The 16,154-nt window shown below is 59.4% G+C and carries 16 protein-coding genes; 8 read left to right on the top strand and 8 right to left on the bottom strand.

All coding sequences use genetic code 11. The features are described 5' to 3' along the window. Window positions 1-8: 8 nt before the first annotated feature. Window positions 9-446: a type II 3-dehydroquinate dehydratase gene (gene aroQ / locus FHJ80_RS05970; RefSeq protein WP_139526098.1), complete on the top strand. Its 438-nt coding sequence runs from the start codon at window positions 9-11 to the stop codon at window positions 444-446. On the opposite strand, the gene FHJ80_RS05965 is transcribed toward aroQ, so the two are convergent. Continuing rightward, window positions 439-1,218, bottom strand: a complete 780-nt coding sequence (locus FHJ80_RS05965; RefSeq protein WP_139526097.1) for an IclR family transcriptional regulator C-terminal domain-containing protein — start codon at window positions 1,216-1,218, stop codon at window positions 439-441. The two genes, aroQ and FHJ80_RS05965, sit on opposite strands and share 8 nt — an antisense overlap. A gap of 216 nt (window positions 1,219-1,434) precedes the next feature. Here FHJ80_RS05965 and FHJ80_RS05960 point away from each other — a divergent pair, with 216 nt between their 5' ends. The 3 genes from FHJ80_RS05960 (at window position 1,435) to FHJ80_RS05950 (ending at window position 4,500) form a co-directional block, all read left to right on the top strand. Continuing rightward, entirely contained in the window at window positions 1,435-2,421 is a 987-nt protein-coding gene (locus FHJ80_RS05960) for a tripartite tricarboxylate transporter substrate binding protein (RefSeq protein WP_139526096.1), read from the top strand. 76 nt (window positions 2,422-2,497) lie between these two features. Then, a complete protein-coding gene (locus FHJ80_RS05955) occupies window positions 2,498-2,998 on the top strand; it encodes a tripartite tricarboxylate transporter TctB family protein (RefSeq protein ID WP_139526095.1) in 501 nt (166 codons plus the stop codon). 26 nt (window positions 2,999-3,024) lie between these two features. Then, the gene (locus tag FHJ80_RS05950) at window positions 3,025-4,500 is read left to right on the top strand and encodes a tripartite tricarboxylate transporter permease (RefSeq protein ID WP_139526094.1); all 1,476 of its coding nucleotides are present in this window, start codon (window positions 3,025-3,027) and stop codon (window positions 4,498-4,500) included. Between the two features lie 62 nt (window positions 4,501-4,562). Here FHJ80_RS05950 and FHJ80_RS05945 read toward each other — a convergent pair whose 3' ends face one another. From FHJ80_RS05945 to FHJ80_RS05915, 7 genes are all read right to left on the bottom strand, one after another. Next, window positions 4,563-5,291, bottom strand: coding sequence for an SDR family NAD(P)-dependent oxidoreductase (locus tag FHJ80_RS05945; protein WP_139526093.1), 729 nt, complete (start codon window positions 5,289-5,291; stop codon window positions 4,563-4,565). 33 nt (window positions 5,292-5,324) lie between these two features. After that, a complete protein-coding gene (locus FHJ80_RS05940) occupies window positions 5,325-6,275 on the bottom strand; it encodes an AEC family transporter (RefSeq protein WP_139526092.1) in 951 nt (316 codons plus the stop codon). A gap of 71 nt (window positions 6,276-6,346) precedes the next feature. Further along, window positions 6,347-7,225 (bottom strand): shikimate dehydrogenase, encoded by an 879-nt coding sequence (locus tag FHJ80_RS05935; protein WP_139526091.1) that lies wholly within the window; start codon window positions 7,223-7,225, stop codon window positions 6,347-6,349. After that, complete coding sequence (locus tag FHJ80_RS05930; RefSeq protein ID WP_139526090.1) at window positions 7,222-9,099, bottom strand: bifunctional sugar phosphate isomerase/epimerase/4-hydroxyphenylpyruvate dioxygenase family protein; 1,878 nt, start codon at window positions 9,097-9,099, stop codon at window positions 7,222-7,224. The genes FHJ80_RS05935 and FHJ80_RS05930 overlap by 4 nt, the downstream gene beginning before the upstream one ends. A gap of 28 nt (window positions 9,100-9,127) precedes the next feature. After that, entirely contained in the window at window positions 9,128-10,393 is a 1,266-nt protein-coding gene (locus FHJ80_RS05925) for a TRAP transporter large permease (RefSeq protein ID WP_139526089.1), read from the bottom strand. Next, window positions 10,390-10,887, bottom strand: a complete 498-nt coding sequence (locus FHJ80_RS05920; protein ID WP_139526088.1) for a TRAP transporter small permease — start codon at window positions 10,885-10,887, stop codon at window positions 10,390-10,392. Before FHJ80_RS05920 ends, FHJ80_RS05925 begins: the two co-directional genes overlap by 4 nt. An 84-nt stretch (window positions 10,888-10,971) precedes the next feature. Then, window positions 10,972-12,018 (bottom strand): DctP family TRAP transporter solute-binding subunit, encoded by a 1,047-nt coding sequence (locus tag FHJ80_RS05915; RefSeq protein WP_139526087.1) that lies wholly within the window; start codon window positions 12,016-12,018, stop codon window positions 10,972-10,974. A gap of 164 nt (window positions 12,019-12,182) precedes the next feature. Between FHJ80_RS05915 and FHJ80_RS05910 the strand changes: the two genes are divergently transcribed. From FHJ80_RS05910 to FHJ80_RS05895, 4 genes are all read left to right on the top strand, one after another. Further along, window positions 12,183-12,869 (top strand): TetR/AcrR family transcriptional regulator, encoded by a 687-nt coding sequence (locus FHJ80_RS05910; RefSeq protein ID WP_139526086.1) that lies wholly within the window; start codon window positions 12,183-12,185, stop codon window positions 12,867-12,869. A 176-nt stretch (window positions 12,870-13,045) separates the two neighbouring features. After that, the gene (locus FHJ80_RS05905; protein ID WP_139526085.1) at window positions 13,046-14,374 is read left to right on the top strand and encodes an adenylosuccinate lyase family protein; all 1,329 of its coding nucleotides are present in this window, start codon (window positions 13,046-13,048) and stop codon (window positions 14,372-14,374) included. A 187-nt stretch (window positions 14,375-14,561) separates the two neighbouring features. Further along, a complete protein-coding gene (locus FHJ80_RS05900; protein ID WP_139526084.1) occupies window positions 14,562-15,380 on the top strand; it encodes a CoA transferase subunit A in 819 nt (272 codons plus the stop codon). Between the two features lie 5 nt (window positions 15,381-15,385). After that, the gene (locus tag FHJ80_RS05895; RefSeq protein ID WP_304363348.1) at window positions 15,386-16,153 is read left to right on the top strand and encodes a CoA-transferase subunit beta; all 768 of its coding nucleotides are present in this window, start codon (window positions 15,386-15,388) and stop codon (window positions 16,151-16,153) included. Window position 16,154: the final 1 nt, after the last annotated feature.

Genomic DNA, 16,154 nt, shown 5'->3' with positions numbered 1-16,154 from the left:
AGGGCACGATGCAGCAGGACAAAGTATTGGTGTTACATGGGCCTAATCTCAATCTACTGGGCACACGTCAGCCAGAGATTTATGGCTTCGACACCCTAGACGACGTGAATAACCTGCTGCGCGAAAAAGCGGTGATGGGCGGCTGGGAGATCACGTGCCTGCAGAGTAACCACGAAGGAGCGCTCATCGATGCCATCCACGCGGCGAGGGTGGACGGCACCCGGGCCATCATCATCAATCCGGCGGCCTATACGCATACCTCGGTGGCGATTCTCGATGCATTGAACGCCTTCGATGGCCGCGTCATCGAAGTGCATCTCTCCAACGTGCATAAGCGCGAGTCGTTTCGTCACCACTCCTACGTCTCGCTACGCGCCGATGGCGTGATTGCGGGGCTTGGCGTGCAGGGCTATAAAGCGGCGCTCGAGGCGGTGATGGCTAGTTGATGGTCGCACGTATGTGGGCGACTTTGCTCCGTATCACCGGTAAGTAAACGTTCACCAACGTGTCGAGGTCGACTCGAGCCGCGTTGGTGCTGATGTTGATGGCCCCCATCAAGTGCTTTTTAGCGTCGTACACCGGTACCGCGATGGAGCGTAGGCCCGAATCCAACTCCTGATCCGAAATGGCATACCCTTGCTGGCGTGCCTCGACGATGCGGTGGCGCAGTTCGTTGACATCGGTCACGGTTTTATCGGTGAAGGGCTCGAGCGTAATCGTCGCCAAAAAGCGATCGAGTGCTTCATCGCTGAGTTGAGCCAGCAGTATGCGCCCCATGGAGGTGTACGCGGCGGGCAGCCGTGTGCCTACCGATAGGGTGATGGCCATGAGGCGGTGTTTGGCAGCCGAGCGCGCGACATAGGTCACGTCGTGACCGTCTAGCACGCCCAGCGAGGACGACTCGCCGGTCTCGGCGGTGATTTCTTCCAAGTATTGCTGAATGACGCCTTGGTAATTATTGGCGGACAAAAACGCATAGCCTAGCTGGAGCACGCGGGGCGCTAGCTCGAAGTAGCGCTGCTCCTTGCGTACGTAGCCCAAGGCATGCAGCGTCAGCAAAAAGCGTCGCGCTTTGGCCCTATTCATGCCGGTGCGCGAGGCGACTTCGCTCAACGTCATGCGCGGGTGCTCAGCGTCGAATGCTTGTATGACCTCCAAACCGCTGGCTAAGGCAGTGACAAAGTCGCGGCTCTCCGTACTAAGCATCTCTTCTTGCATGTTCGATATCCACTGTGTTCGAAAGCATCCGAAAAGGGTAACGTAAAAAAGTTCGTTATGCGAACTTATAGAGTTGTCCCGGTGCTTTGGGTCTTATTGGACGAAATGCTACTAAAGTTGTGTTTTTTAAACGCTTAGCAACAACGTAATCTCAAGGCATATACTGCGAATATATGTACGTGATACGAACAATAATTAACGCACAGGATGATAATAATGAACAAGCTCCTCCGCACTGCCTGTCTCGCTGCCGTCGGTAGCACGCTCACCTTGGGCCTGACGGTATCGTCTGCCACGGCCAACGAGTGGCCCACCGATGACATCCGCTTGGTGGTCCCTTACGCGCCTGGCGGTACCACGGATGTACTTTCTCGGCGCGTCGCTGACCTTCTGCAACAAGAGCTCGATGCGAATGTCGTCGTCGAAAACCGCCCGGGTGCGGGGTCGACGGTAGGGACTGGGCGTCTTGCGCGCGGCGGCCGGGACGCCGATCACACCATTCTCATGGCGTCTCCAGGCCATACGATTGGGGCAGCCATTTATCCCGACCTGAGCTATGACCCGGTGAACGACTTCGTTTTTCTGCAAAACATGATCGACATTCCCAACGTCATGGTGGTGCCCGCCGACAGTCCCTATGAAAGCGTCATCGAGTTCGTGGAAGCCGCCAAAGAAGAGAACATGACGTTTAGCCACAGCGGCGTGGGCAGCTCCATCCATATGTCTGGCGAGCTGTTCAAAACGCTGACCGAGACCAACATGACGGCCGTACCGTTTGCGGGAAGTGGCGCCGCGCTGCCTGCGCTGCTGGGGGGGGACGTGGATGTCTCGTTCGAGAACATGCCCACCGTGCTCTCGCATATCCGCTCGGGTGATTTGCGCGCACTGGCCGTCACCTCCGCCGAGCGCTCTGAATTCTTGCCGGATGTGCCCACGCTGTCTGAAATTGGTGAGTATAACCTCGATCAGTTCATCACCACGGCGTGGTTTGGCTTGATTGCGCATAACTCCTTCCCCGAAGAAGCCCAGAGCGCCATGCAAGAGGCCCTGAACAAGGTCATGGAACGTGAAGAGTTTTTAGACTTCGTCGAACAGCTAGGCGCTGAACCGGGTCAGGTATCCGGCGAGGAGTTCAAGCAGTTCATCGTTGCGGAAGTAGAGCGCTGGGAAAACGTTGCCGAGCAGGCGGGTATTAGCCAGTAAGTCACACCACTTCACGTTGTGCACTGGGGCGAGAACCTGCGTTCTCGCCTTTCTTGTTTCCCTGGGGAATGCCGTCATGACACGCTCAGATGCTAAGCGAAGGATAAAAGACGTCAATGATGTGATAGCAGGGGGCATCCTGCTGTGCTTCTCATTGGCGCTGGTGTTCTATCTGGTGCCGAACTACATCAATGAACCGCCGATTTTACAAAACCCCATGATGTCACCGCGCTGGCTACCGGGGATCGTGGGCTGGCTGATCGTGCTGTTTTCGGTTCTGCTGATTCTGCAAGGGTTTCTGCTCGACAGACGTCACGAAGACGACGAACGACAGATCGAGAAAGGTCCAACGCGGCGCTTCGTACTGATGGTGGCGGCGCTGTTGACCTATGTCGCGCTGTTCGAAGCGATGGGGGCGGTACTCACCGGTATCCTGGCAACGCTCATCCTGTTCGTGGCGCATCCCGTGCGTACCTGGTGGGCCTATGGCTTGGCCTTTGTCTTTCCTATCGCAGTGACACTTCTCTTCGTCAACGTGATGAATGTACCGCTTCCACTATCGCCGATCGGTTTCTGATGGGCTGTCAACGTTTCGGGTGAGCTATGGAAAATTTTTCGGAAGTCGTCGCGCTGTTCTTTAGTTTGGACAACTTCGTCGCCATTGCGCTAGGGGTCGTGATCGGCGTAGTGGTGGGGTCGATTCCTGGGCTGACCGCCACCATGGCGGTCGCGCTCGCGCTGCCGTTCACCTTCTCCATGCAGCCGGTGGCGGCGATTTTACTGCTCGTGGGTATCTACAAAGGGGGGATGTACGGCGGCTCCATTACGGCGATCTTGATCAGAACGCCCGGCTCTCCCGCCTCCGCCTGTACCCTGCTCGATGGCTACCCCATGGCACAACAGGGGCATGCCAAGAAGGCACTGAAAACGGCGCTCTACTCCTCCGTCATTGCCGATTTCATCTCGAACATTGCGCTGATCTTTTTTGCCGCCTACTTGGCGAAAATCGCCTTGAATTTTGGCGCACCGGAATTCTTCTGGCTCATCTGTTTTTCGCTCACCATCATCATCTCGTTGGCCAGCGGCTCGATGATCAAGGGGTTGATGGCGGCACTGCTGGGTATTCTGCTCTCGTTGGTAGGGCTGGACGACGTCTTCGGCTCTCAGCGGTTTACCTTTGGCAATTACAACTTGATGGACAGCATCTCGTTCATTCCGCTGCTGATCGGCCTATTTGCCATTCCAGAAATCATCGAGTTCTACCGCAGAAAAGCGCTACCGCATATCAAGGCGAAAGCGAGCGGGGCGGGTTTGGCCTTTGCTGAATTGAAACGCTGCATGACGACCATCGTGCGGGGGAGTTTGATCGGCGTGATCATTGGCGCCATTCCAGGGACGGGCGCCACGGCGGCGGCGTTCATTTCTTATAGCGACGCCCGCCGCCGCTCCCCTCGTAAGGCGAATTTCGGTAAGGGCGAAGTGGAAGGCGTCGCGGCGGCCGAGGCCGGTAACAATGGCGTCGCCGGTGCCACGATGATTCCTCTGCTATCGCTCGGTATCCCCGGCGACGTGATCACGGCCATCATTTTGGGCGCCTTCATGGTTCACGGTCTGACGCCCGGCCCGCTCATGTTCCAAGAGAATCTATCGCTGATTTACGCGCTCTTCATGGGCATCATGTTCAGCTCGGTGGTCCTGCTGGTGGTGGGCAACGTCGCCATCAAGTACTTTTCGCTCATTGCCGACATTCCCAAGTCGATCCTCTTTCCCATCGTCTTGATGTTCTGCGTTTACGGAGCGTATGCCGTGAACAACGACACCTTCGACGTATGGCTCATGCTGGCGTTCGGGGTGTTGGGGTATGTCTTCAATCGAGCGGCGATACCCGCAGCGCCCTTTTTGATCGGCTTCATTCTCGGCCCGATGTTCGAAGACAACCTGCGCCGCTCGCTGCTGATCGGCCACAACGACTTGTCCATCTTCGTGCGCGGGCCGATTACCTGGGCCTTCATTGCCCTGACGGTAGGGTCGATTGGCCTGGCGCTTTACCGTTTCCTGTCCGCACGCCGCGCCGCATGAGCTGCCACCGACCCATCGTGAAACGAGGCCAGTGGCGTTACCGCTACACTGGGCGGCAGCGGTTACCCGACCGTGACGCCGCCACACACATAGAGCGTCTGGCCGGTGATGAAGCCGCTGCGCTCGTCGCAAAAGAAGCTGACTGCCTGGGCCACGTCTTCCGGCTGGCCCATGCGCCGTAGCGGAATGTTGTCGATGATGCGTCGCGCGCGCTCAGAGTCGGGCGGATTGTTTTGCCAAAAGGCACTGGTCGCAATGGGGCCTGGCGCAACGCAGTTGACGGTGATGCCGTGCTCGGCCAGCTCCAGCGCCCAGGTGCGGGCCATGGATTGCAGCGCCCCCTTGGTGGCGCTGTAAATGGAGCGCGCTTCTTTGCCGAGCACCACGCGGCTGGCGTTCACGACGATGCGTCCGCTACCTTGCGCCTTCATGGCGGGCAGCACCGCTTGGGTGCAGATCAGCGCCGAGCGGACGTTCAGCTGCATCAGCGTATCGAAATCCTCGAGGGTCGCCTCCTCTAGCAGGGCGGGCGCCACGATGCCGACATTGTTGATCAGCCGGGTGACGGGATAGCGCTTGGCGATATCCGTCATGAGGTGGCGGGTCGTTTCGGCGTCGGCAAGGTCGATTTGGTAGGCGTCTGCCTGTAGCGATTCCGCTTCCGGCTCGACGATATCCAATACGATGACGCGATAGCCATCCTGCTGAAGGCGCAGGGCAATGGCTTGGCCGATGTTACGTGCTCCGCCCGTGACGACGGCAACGTCTTGTTGGGAACGTTCGTGACTCATGCATGCTTCCTCGTGTGCGATGTGGCAAAAGGCTCAAAAGGCGACTAAATCACTCAGTGTCATGAGCCAAATCAGCAGGCTAAGCGTAAAAAAGGAGGCGACCGTCGCGACCAGCATGGCGGCAGCGCTCACGTCTCCCAAGTGGTAACGCTGGCCCAATAGAGGATAGATGCTAATCATCGGTGCCGCGGCAAAGAGCAGCGCGCCTGCCATGTAGACGGGCTCGATACTCGGTACCAGGAGACACGCGACCAAAATGGCCAGCGGGTGAAGCAGTAGCTTGCCCACCACGATTTGGCCCACGTCCCTCATCATACCTTGTGCACGCAGACCAAATAGCGAGCCACCAATCACGAAGAGGGCGGCGGGCCCGGCGGCTTCGGCCAGCATGTGGACCGCTTTCTCGATGGGGAGAGGCATGTCGATACCCGTGCCTGCGATGACGACCCCGACGGTCAAGCCGATCAGCAAAGGATTTTTCGCCAGATTCCGTGCCGTCTGTCGCAGGGTCTGCCACACGTTCGAGCCCTGCTGGTTGCCCATCTCGGCAAGAATGAGCGCGGCGGGAATGATCAGCAGGTTTTCCACCAGCATATTGAGCGCTAAGAGCACCGCTGCCGGTGAGCCGATGACCATGGCGGCGACCGGGTAGCCGACGAATCCGCTATTGGAGGCGGTCATGCCGAGTGCCTGCATGGCGCTCGCGTTCAGCGGTTGGCGCTGTAGTTTCCAGCAGAGCACCAAGCCCGCGCACAGCACGAAGAGCGATCCCAACCCGTAGGCCAACAGGTAGCTCGGCTGAAAAATGTCGCTCAGCGGCTGCTGGGTCAGCGCGCGAATCACCAGGGCGGGCAAGGCGCAGTACAGCACGAAAACGCCCACGCCTTGCAGCTGTTCGCGTTGAATGATCCCGCCCCAGCGCGCCACATAGCCAATACCCATGAGCAAAAAAATGGGCGTGGTAATGGCTAGAATATCGAGCATGGTCGGCTCCCCGGTGCGGCGCGCAATGAGCGTTCGATGAGCGAATTATTGTACGCTAATTTATGGGGGTGTCATGAAGCGCGCTGGGGTTTTTGTGCAACGAGTTGCTCGACGTAGTGAGTGCGCAGGGGAATCACATGCGGTGTGATCTGCTCTGGGTCGAGCTGCCCCTGAGTAAAAAACCGAAACGCATCCACTCCCTGAAAGACGAACAGGTCGACGCCGGAGAGCGTGTTGGCATGGGCCTCGTGCGCCGCTTTCAAGAGCTCGGTATGGGCCGGAATGTATACCGCATCGAATACCCAGTGCTGGGCACCCAGGCCTGCGGTGTCGATGGGGCAGCCGGGATGGTTGATGTGGCCAATGGGGGTGCAGTTCACGACCCCTTGCCAGGTGGGCAGCTCGCGCGTGGCCTGTTCGGCTGACACGCACGTGGCGGCAATGCCCATGGCATTCAGATCCTGGCATAGGGTGTCGGCACGCTGCGCGTCGCGCTCCAAAATATGGATGCAGCGGGCCGACAGTTCGCCGAGCGCGCACGCCACGGCGCGTCCCACGCCACCGGCACCGATCAACAAGACATCGCCCGCCGGCTGGTTGCCAAACGAATGGCGGTAGGCGCTGATGAACCCGGTATAGTCGGTGTTTTCGGCACGCAATCCCTGTTCATCGAACAAGAGCGTATTGGCGGTGCCGACCCGCTGCACACCGGCTCCACAGATGTCCGCTAATTTGGCGGCTGTCTCTTTGAAGGGAAAGGTGACGTTGGTGCCCCGGTATCCTTCTGCGCGCAGCTGTTGAATGGCGCTGGCAAAGTCGAAATCCGCGATACCCAGGCTGTCGACCAAGTCGTAGCGGACGGCTAGACCCAGCGATGCGCCTAGGCGTTCGTGAAGGTCGGGAGATTGTGATTTGGCGATACCTTCGCCGACGAGTCCTAACGTGATCATGCGGGGCGCTCTCCCGTGTCGCTATTGATATCTGAGGCTATGCGATCTGCTTCCAGGCGTTGCTGTGCCGTGACCCGCACGAAGGCATTCGGCGCGCCGAGCCCCTGGTAGCCTTCTCGCTGCACTAATTCGATGAAAAAGGCTTTGTGGTTGGGTTGCGTATAGAGCTGATGGAAGTCGCCGTGAGCGTCCTGGTCGAACAGGATGTGGTGCTCCTGCATCCAGGCATGGGTTTGCGCCGGTAGGTCGAAGCGCGCCGCCAGGTCGCGATAGTAGTTGCTGGGTATCGGCAGCACGGGGGTGTTTGCCTTATGTAACGCAGCACTGGTATCACGCAGGGACGTGGTGCTCAGAGCGATATGGTGAACGCCCGACCCGCCGTACTGGCGAACGAAGCGGTTACTGGCCGTGTCTGGTGAGGCGCTGGCATTGAGCGCTAAACGAAAACGACCATTGCCGTTTTGCAGTACTTGGCTTTGAATCAAACCGCGCGGGTCGGTGACGTCGAACGAGGGAGTCACCTCTAGTTGGAAGATGGCGCGGTACTGCAGCATCAGCGACAGGTAGTCATGGTAGGAGAGCGCCACGCTGATATGGTCGATATCCACCAGCGATCCTTGAGGCACTGGCTGGCGCTCTAGGGGAAACTCGCGATCCCATGTACGGCTCAGCTGCGAGTCGTCGATGATATACGAGAGGCTGCCATCGACGTTACGCAGCGCGCTCATGCGGTGACTCGCGCCCACGTCTTCAGGCTCGACGATCTCGTAACCGAGTTTATCGGCCCGCTTGAACGCTTCATAAGCGTTACCCACCCGAAGGCCAATCGCCGTCACGGCCGTAGCGTCACGGCCCGGTACGCGCCCGGTAAAGCTCGACTCGGTATTCAGCACCAGGTTGACGTCGCCCGCCGCCCAGCGCTCGGCGTCCAGCGTGTGGTGTCGACCGACGCAGGCCATGCCCAGGGCGCTCAGCAGCTCGCGCAGCGGCGTCAAGTCCTCGGGCTCGACGGCTATTTCGAGAAAGGCGACGGACTCGATGGGCTGCGGTGCGGGAATGCCGCTATCCCCCTGCATACTGCGCAGTAAATGGTAGGAGCGCAGCCCATCGCGCGCGGTTTGGTCGCTGTGGCCCATGCGGAACACATCGTTAAAGATCTCATGGGAGAGCGGACCGTCGTAGCGCGTCTCGTCCAGCATGGCCATGAAACGATCCATCTGTAGCTCGCCCTGTCCCGGGAAGCAGCGGTAGTGTCGGCTCCACGATAGGTGATCCATCGACAGGCGCGGCGCATCGGCGGTCTGGACCAAAAAGATACGGTCACCGGGAATGCGGCCCAGGGTGCCCAGCTCCGTCTGGCGCGAGAAGATATGGAAGGTATCCAGCACCAGGCCCACGTGCGGATGCGCCGCGCGGCGTACCACTTCCCAGCTATCGCGGTAGTCGTGGATGTGTCGGCCCCAGGCCAGGGCTTCGTAGGCCACGCGTAACTGCCGTTTTGCGGCGCGTTCGCCCAGCTCGAAAAAGTCATCGGCCGCGCGGCTAATGCCTGGCAGGGCATCCGGATGGACGGTGCTGCAGGCCATCAGCAAATCGGTGCCGAGCTCTTCCATTAGATCGAACTTATGCTCGGCGCGATCAAAGGCGCGCTCCCGCGCGCGGCCCTGCAGTCCTTCGAAGTCGCGAAAAGGTTGCAGGGTCACCAGCTTCAAGCCGCGGGAGCGAATGAGTTCGCCGGCTTCCCGAGGCGTGCCTGAGAAGGCCGTCAAGTCGTTTTCGAACAGCTCGAGCCCCTCGAAACCCGCCTGAGCAATCGCATCGACTTTTTCCTCCAGCGAACCGCTGAGGCAAACGGTAGCAATCGATGAGTACATGGCATCATGCTCCTTGTAAGAGTGGCGATCAGTAGCCCGCCAAACGCGGCAGGAACGTGACTAAGGACGGTACGAAGGTAATCAGCAGCAGGATCAGGAACTGAACGGCGAGCATGGGCATGATGCGACGGATGATAGGCCCCATGCCTACGCCCGACACGGAGTCCGCCACGAAGAGGCAGAGCCCCATGGGCGGTGTGATCAGTCCCATCATCAGGTTGAAGATCACCACGATGCCGAAGTGCAAGGGATCGATGCCCAGCGCCATGGCAATCGGGTGAAGAATGGGAACGAGCACCAAGATAGCGGCAATCCCTTCCAAAAATAGCCCGACCACCAGCAGCAGCAGAATGACGGCAATGAGGAACGTCCACTGGGTATCGATGCTCATCAAGGCCCATTCCGTCAGCATGTTGGGCACGCGCTCGAACGTTAACACCCAGTTGGCGGCGGCGACGGCACCCATGATGACCATGATCACCGCGCTATCGCGCATGGCGCGGGCAAAAATGGCGGGTAGGTCGATCAGTTTGATGTTGCGATAGAGCACCACGCCGAGAATCAGCGCGTACACCACGGCAAACGCAGCGGCCTCGGTGGGGGTGACCATGCCCGCGAGAATGGCGCCCACCACGAATACCGGCATGAGTGCGGGAAGCAGGCCATGCAGTAACGCATGACGCCGTGACTGTTGCTTTACCGTCGCCGTGCTCAGGTCGCCTGCAAAGAAGTACACGTAAATCGACAGCCCAAGGGCGAGTAAGACACCAGGGACGATGCCGGCCAAAAAGAGCCCTGGCACGGAGACGCCCGAGACCGTCAATGCATAGATGATGACCGGAATGCTCGGCGGAATGATGGGACCAATCACGGACGACGCCGCGGTGAGGGCGGCGGCAAAGTCACGCGGGTAGCCCTCTTTTTCCATCGAGGGAATGAACACCCGGCCAAGCGCGGACGTATCCGCAATCGCGGAGCCGGACAGTCCGGCAAAAATCACCGATGCCCAGATATTGACGTGGGCAAGCCCTGCCTTGAGGCGGCCCACGATGGCGCTGGCAAGGTTGATGATGCGGTGGGTGATACCGGCTTCGTTCATCAGCTCGCCCGCTAGAATGAAGAGCGGAATGGCCAGCAGTGGAAACGACTCCATGCCACCAAAAAACTGCTGCGAGACGATACGGATATGGTAGGGCAAATCGCCGGCGCCCATCAGTACCGTGAGTGAACCGAGGATGGCAAAGGCAAACGGCACGCCCAATAACACGAGGGCGATGAGCAGTATGAAAATCATGAGGATGCCTCCTCATGGGTTGGCTGGCTCAGTCGCAGCGCGCCCATAACGAGCGCCGAGAGGCTCAGTAACCCGCCGCCCAGCAACATGGACGCTTGAAACAGCCACATGGGCATGCCGGTACTCGACGACGTGCGCCCGCCTCGCGCCGAGATGAACTCGACCGCCGATACCATCAAGCCGACACCCACGGCGAGCACGACGACGTCGACCGTAACCGCCTGCCAACGCACCCAGTGCGCGGGCAGTAAACGGCGGATGAGATCGAAGCCGATGTGTTTGTCTTGCAAATAGGCCCAGGACATCCCGAACATCAGGCCGTAAATCATCAGGTAAATGGCGGTGTCTTCTCCCCAGCTAATGGAGCCGCCATAGGTGTAACGCGCAAAGGCATTACCCGCGACCAGCAGGAAGATCAGCATAATGGCAAGCCCCGCCAGGCTGCCATTGAAAAGTATGAGGCCACGGTGTGTCCGGCGGAGAAGAGCAGACATAAGGGCACCTTCGATCGATGGTCAGGCACGCAAGGAGGCGAGTAGGCGCGGTGCCTACTCGCAAGCACGTACGTTAAACGGCGGTTAGAAGCGTGAGGAGGCCTCATCCACGGCGGATGCGAGGCGGTCGATCCACTCGGCATCATCGCCCAGTTCGTTGCGCAGATAGGCTTGAACCGGTGGCTGAGCGGCTTCGCGGAAAGCGTCCATTTGCTCGGCGGTGGGCTGAGTGATCTCCATGCCTTCTGCCTGCAGCTTGGTGATGCCCTCGGCGGAATTGAACTGCTGGATGGCGCGACCGGTGGTGCCTGCCACCACTGCCGCGCGCTTCACGGCGGCTTGCTCTTCTTCGGAGAGCGACTGGAAGATCTCATCGTTGATCAGGATGTGATCGACACCGTACACATGGCGATCGAGGGTCAGGTAGTCCTGGAACTCGTAGAAATTGTTGCCGTAGATCACCGAGATGGGGTTCTCTTGGCCATCGACCACGCCGGTCGCCAGCGCCGTCGGTACTTCACCCCAGGCAATTCCCTGCGGCACTCCGCCGAGTGCGCTGACCATTTCCAAGTAGAGAGGGATGGTTTGTACTCGGAACTTCAGCCCCTGCATGTCCTCGGGGGTATGAATGGGGCGCACGGAGTTGGTGAAATGACGGAAGCCGGTTTCGCCATAGGCCAGGGTGCGCAGGCCGGTTTGCTCTAGGCAGTGTTCGGCGAGTGCCGTACCGAATTCACCGTCCATGACTTCCCAGGCAACGGGCGCTGACGGGAAGGTGTACGGAATGTCCGTGACGGCGACGGCCGGGCAGAAGTTCGCATAGGCGCCGGACACCATCGCAATGCTAATGGTGCCATCCTGCGCGCCTTCGATGAGTTCGGTTTCCCCACCTAACGCACCCGCCGGATAGAGCTCGACCGTGAGGTCGGTTTCGGCTTCGACGAGGTTTTTGAAGACCTGACCGGCGGCCCCTTTTTTGGAGGTCGTCCAGTCGTCGGGGTCCACATGGGCAAAACGTAGGGTTTGTGCCGAGGCATTCGCCGCCGTCAGCAGTGCTGCTGAAGCAATCGTCACTGTCAGCGTGCGTTTCATGGATGTTGTTGGTAGTGAGAGCAGGGGGCGTAGAGACATTATTGTTGTCCTCTTATCGAGCCATTGTCATGGGGTTTGAAAAGCCATGAAGGTGGCGCACATGGCCATTTCACCGTGTCCAAAACAACAATGTACGAAATGGTACGTTCAGTCAAGGTGTGGCATACTAGACCAAAGACGATCACGATAATAAAGGCCCCTCGATGACCGCCACATCCAACGCTTCTTCGTCCCCTTCTCCACGGCGCGGTCGTAAAAACGACCCCGAGTCTGTCCAGGCCGACATTCTTGCCGTCGCCACGCGCGAATTCTCGGAAAAAGGCTTGTCAGGGGCACGCATAGACGAAATCGCCGAAAAGACGCGTGCCTCCAAGCGTATGATTTACTACTACTTCAAAGACAAAGAGACGCTCTACTTGCATACGCTGGAAGCGGCGTATCAAAAAGTGCGTTTACAAGAAACGGAACTGCAGCTAAATCATTTGGCTCCGGTAGAGGCGCTGAGCCGATTGGTGCGGTTTACGTTCTGCCATCACGCCAAAAATCCCGACTTCATTCGCCTGGTGATGATCGAGAACATCCATCATGGCCGCTATCTGGCGCAATCGAAACTGATCCAATCGCTGAACGCAGGCGTGATCGACGCGCTTACCAACGTCTACAGCCGCGGTGTCGAGGCGGGCTGTTTTCGTGAAGGGCTCGACCCCCGCGAGCTGCACTGGCTGATTAGCGCACTCTCATTTTTCAATGTCTCCAATCAGCATACGTTTTCGCGCATTTTCGACTGGCAACAAATGACGCCGGAGAATCAGCGCAAATTGGAAGACCATGTCACGGACATGGTGATGCGATACGTGCTGCCGGATGACCCTGCGATGGCAACCCCCTAGCAACGTCATCGTGAGCAGCGTAGCGCCTATTGTTAAATTTTGGTTGCTTGATAGGTAGCGGTCTCTTTAGCCTATAGTTCGTTGAGCGAACATAAGTACAAATGTGTGCGTGCGCTCAGGACCCTTGCCTCTTGGTACGCAGTTGCCAAGGCGTTGCTAACGGAGACGTCGTTGCCATGCCCGCCATCTTTACCCAACACCCCTTCATGAGCCAGCCTGCCTTGGACGCCTGTGATGAGCAGGCCATGGTGAAGGCCATGCTGGCCTTCGAGCTCGCCCTGGCGGAAGTGCAGGAAGCCAGTGGAGCCGTACCTGCCGGGGTGAGCCAGCAAATACGCGATCGGTTAGAAAAGGCCACCTTCAGCGTCGATGCCATGGCAGAAGGCATTGCCAGTGGTGGCAATGTAGCAATTCCCTTCGTGAAGCAGGGGCGATCACTGCTTCCTGATGAGCTGAAACGCTACTGGCATCAAGGAGCGACTAGCCAGGATGTCGTCGATTCGGCGCTGATGCTGCTACTGACACCGCGTTTGGCCGCGCTGAACGACCTACTGCTGCGCTGCCGTGCGGCGGCGCTGGCGTTGATGAGCGCGCATGGGGATACCGTGATGGTGGGGCGTACGCTGATGCAGCAGGCGCTGCCGATCACCTTCGGAGTAAAGGTGGCCCACTGGGCGATTGGCCTAGAGCAGAGTCGACGCCGCTTGATGGACGTGGCGCTGCCCGTACAGTTCGGCGGCGCAGTGGGCGTGCACTCGGGCTGGGGGCATTTGGGGCTCGACTGGATGGACGCGCTGGCCGAGCGGCTAGGGTTGGCGTCGCCGGTGCTCCCCTGGCATACCGACCGCTACCCGATCCATGCCCTCGGTACGGCATTGGATGCCGTCGCGGGAGCCGCTGAAAAAATCGCCCTGGATGTGTCGCTACTGACGCAAACCGAAGTGGGCGAAGTGGCGGAGCCCTCCGCGCCCGGCATGGGCGAGTCCTCGTCGATGCCGCATAAGCGTAACCCGGTACGTAGCGCACTGATCAAGGGAGCCGCGCGGCTCGTGCATGGCCATACCAGCGTCGTGATGAGCGCTGCGGCGCAACCTCTCGAGCGTGGACTGGGCGAATGGCATGCCGAGTGGGCGCCGTTGATCGAAAGCGCTCTACTGGTAGAAGGCGCCTTGGAGCAGGTCGCCGTGCTGCTGGAGGGGCTCGACGTGAACGCTGAGAACATGGCGCGCAATTTGACGGCCACGGGCGGGGGCATCATGGCCGAACCGGTCGCCCGATTGTTGGCTCCCACGTTAGGCACCGAGAAGGCCAAAGCCGTCAGTGCCGACGCGGCGGAGACCGCGCGTCGAGAAGCCCGCGCCTACGCAGACGTGCTCTCGAGCCATCCTGACGTGAAAGACGTCATCGACGCCGATGCGCTGCGAGATGCCTGCGACCCAGCTTTATACCTTGGTAGCAGCAAGGAGCAGGTGAAGCGTGCCCGTGCCTGGCTGATGTCGGATTAAGCGTCTGTTTATCCATGTTTTTTTGATTCACTCGATTTGTCCGTGCCGTTCGCTCGCTGTCTGGGAAACGCCACCGCCATTTGACCCGATAGGTGTTCGGAAGTAACTTGTTCGTATTGAGAATCTGTGTTCGTCTGACGAACAAATACCAACAAGTATGGCAACGACCAGCTAAGAGGCACCCATCATGGCCGAGTTTCTCAGCTTGCATGACGCGGTAGCGCGCTTCGTCGAAGACGGCGCTACCGTGGCCATGGAAGGCTTTACCCACCTGATTCCTTTTGCGGCAGGTCACGAAGTGATCCGTCAGAAAAAGCGTGACCTGACGCTGATTCGCATGACCCCCGATATCATTTACGACCAAATGATCGGCGCGGGCTGTGCCAAAAAAGTCATCTTCTCCTGGGGCGGTAACCCTGGTGTCGGCTCGCTGCACCGCCTGCGTGATGCCGTCGAGAAAGGCTGGCCGTGCAAGATCGAGATTCTGGAGCATAGTCACGCGGCGATGGCCTGCGCCTTCGAAGCGGGGGCGGCCGGGTTGCCGCTGGCGGTGTTCCGCGGCTACATCGGCAGCGAGCTGCCCAGCGTCAACGACCAGATCAAGTTCATCGACTGCCCGTTCACCGGTGAGCGGTTGGCCGCGGTTCCTGCGGTGCGGCCGGATGTGTCGATCATTCACGCCCAGCGGGCGGATCGCCAGGGCAACGTGCTGGTCGAGGGTATCGTCGGGGTACAAAAAGAGGCGGTACTGGCTGCCAAGCACAGCATCGTCACGGTGGAAGAGATTGTCGATGACCTGAGGGCGACTCCCAACGCCTGCGTGATTCCCAGCTGGGCCATTAGCGCCATCGCCGTCGCTGAAAAAGGGGCCCTGCCTTCTTATACCCACGGCTACTACGGCCGCAGCAACCGCTTCTACAAAGAGTGGGATGCCATCGCTCGCGACCGCGACACCTTTACCCAGTGGCTCGACGACAACGTCTTTAATGCAGGAGGCCAAGCCTGATGAGTCTGGAATACACCTCTTCTGAAATGATGTCGGTCACCGCGGCGCGGGCGCTCGAAAACGGCATGACCTGCTTCGTCGGCATCGGCCTGCCTTCTGAAGCCGCGAATTTGGCGCGTCTCACCCATGCGCCGGACGTGGTGCTGATTTACGAATCCGGCACGCTGCAAACCAAGCCCGATACCCTGCCGCTCTCGATAGGCGATGGCGAGCTGTGCGAGTCGGCGCTGACCACCGTGGCGGTGCCGGAGATGTTCCGCTACTGGCTGCAGGGCGGCAAAATCGACGTGGGCTTTTTGGGCACCGCGCAAATCGACCGCTTTGCCAACCTGAATACCACGCTGATTGGTGATTACAAAGCGCCCAAGGTACGACTGCCGGGCGGCGGCGGCGCGCCGGAAATCGCCACCAACGCTGGCGAGGTGTTCATCACGCTGAAGCACTCCAAGCGCGCCTTTGTAAAAGACGTCGATTTCGTGACCACGCTAGGCTTTGGCCGCGACGGCAAAGGCCGCGACAACGTACCCAACATCGGCAAGGGCCCGACTCGGGTGATCACCGACCTGTGCGTGATGAAGCCTGACCCCGACACCAAGGAGCTGGTCGTCGTCTCGCTGCATCCTGGCGTTAGCCGCGAAGACGTCATCGATGCGACCGGCTGGGACATCCGCTTTGCCGAGCAGCTCGAAAGCACTCCCGAGCCCAGTGCCCACGAGCTGACCATTTTGCGCGAGCTAAAAGCCCGCACCGAGCAAGCCCACGCGGGCGCATGAG

The organism is Halomonas sp. BL6 (assembly GCF_006228115.1).
GTDB lineage: Bacteria > Pseudomonadota > Gammaproteobacteria > Pseudomonadales > Halomonadaceae > Vreelandella > Vreelandella piezotolerans.
Note: the sequence above shows the minus strand (reverse complement) of the source record. Positions and strands in the feature narration are given on the sequence as shown.

What these genes read in the sequence shown, in the direction of transcription:
- aroQ (WP_139526098.1), top strand. Translation starts at nt 9, where the DNA reads ATGCAGCAGGACAAAGTATTGGTGTTACATGGGCCTAATCTCAATCTA.
- FHJ80_RS05965 (WP_139526097.1), bottom strand. Translation starts at nt 1,218, where the DNA reads ATGCAAGAAGAGATGCTTAGTACGGAGAGCCGCGACTTTGTCACTGCC.
- FHJ80_RS05960 (WP_139526096.1), top strand. Translation starts at nt 1,435, where the DNA reads ATGAACAAGCTCCTCCGCACTGCCTGTCTCGCTGCCGTCGGTAGCACG.
- FHJ80_RS05955 (WP_139526095.1), top strand. Translation starts at nt 2,498, where the DNA reads ATGACACGCTCAGATGCTAAGCGAAGGATAAAAGACGTCAATGATGTG.
- FHJ80_RS05950 (WP_139526094.1), top strand. Translation starts at nt 3,025, where the DNA reads ATGGAAAATTTTTCGGAAGTCGTCGCGCTGTTCTTTAGTTTGGACAAC.
- FHJ80_RS05945 (WP_139526093.1), bottom strand. Translation starts at nt 5,291, where the DNA reads ATGAGTCACGAACGTTCCCAACAAGACGTTGCCGTCGTCACGGGCGGA.
- FHJ80_RS05940 (WP_139526092.1), bottom strand. Translation starts at nt 6,275, where the DNA reads ATGCTCGATATTCTAGCCATTACCACGCCCATTTTTTTGCTCATGGGT.
- FHJ80_RS05935 (WP_139526091.1), bottom strand. Translation starts at nt 7,225, where the DNA reads ATGATCACGTTAGGACTCGTCGGCGAAGGTATCGCCAAATCACAATCT.
- FHJ80_RS05930 (WP_139526090.1), bottom strand. Translation starts at nt 9,099, where the DNA reads ATGTACTCATCGATTGCTACCGTTTGCCTCAGCGGTTCGCTGGAGGAA.
- FHJ80_RS05925 (WP_139526089.1), bottom strand. Translation starts at nt 10,393, where the DNA reads ATGATTTTCATACTGCTCATCGCCCTCGTGTTATTGGGCGTGCCGTTT.
- FHJ80_RS05920 (WP_139526088.1), bottom strand. Translation starts at nt 10,887, where the DNA reads ATGTCTGCTCTTCTCCGCCGGACACACCGTGGCCTCATACTTTTCAAT.
- FHJ80_RS05915 (WP_139526087.1), bottom strand. Translation starts at nt 12,018, where the DNA reads ATGTCTCTACGCCCCCTGCTCTCACTACCAACAACATCCATGAAACGC.
- FHJ80_RS05910 (WP_139526086.1), top strand. Translation starts at nt 12,183, where the DNA reads ATGACCGCCACATCCAACGCTTCTTCGTCCCCTTCTCCACGGCGCGGT.
- FHJ80_RS05905 (WP_139526085.1), top strand. Translation starts at nt 13,046, where the DNA reads ATGCCCGCCATCTTTACCCAACACCCCTTCATGAGCCAGCCTGCCTTG.
- FHJ80_RS05900 (WP_139526084.1), top strand. Translation starts at nt 14,562, where the DNA reads ATGGCCGAGTTTCTCAGCTTGCATGACGCGGTAGCGCGCTTCGTCGAA.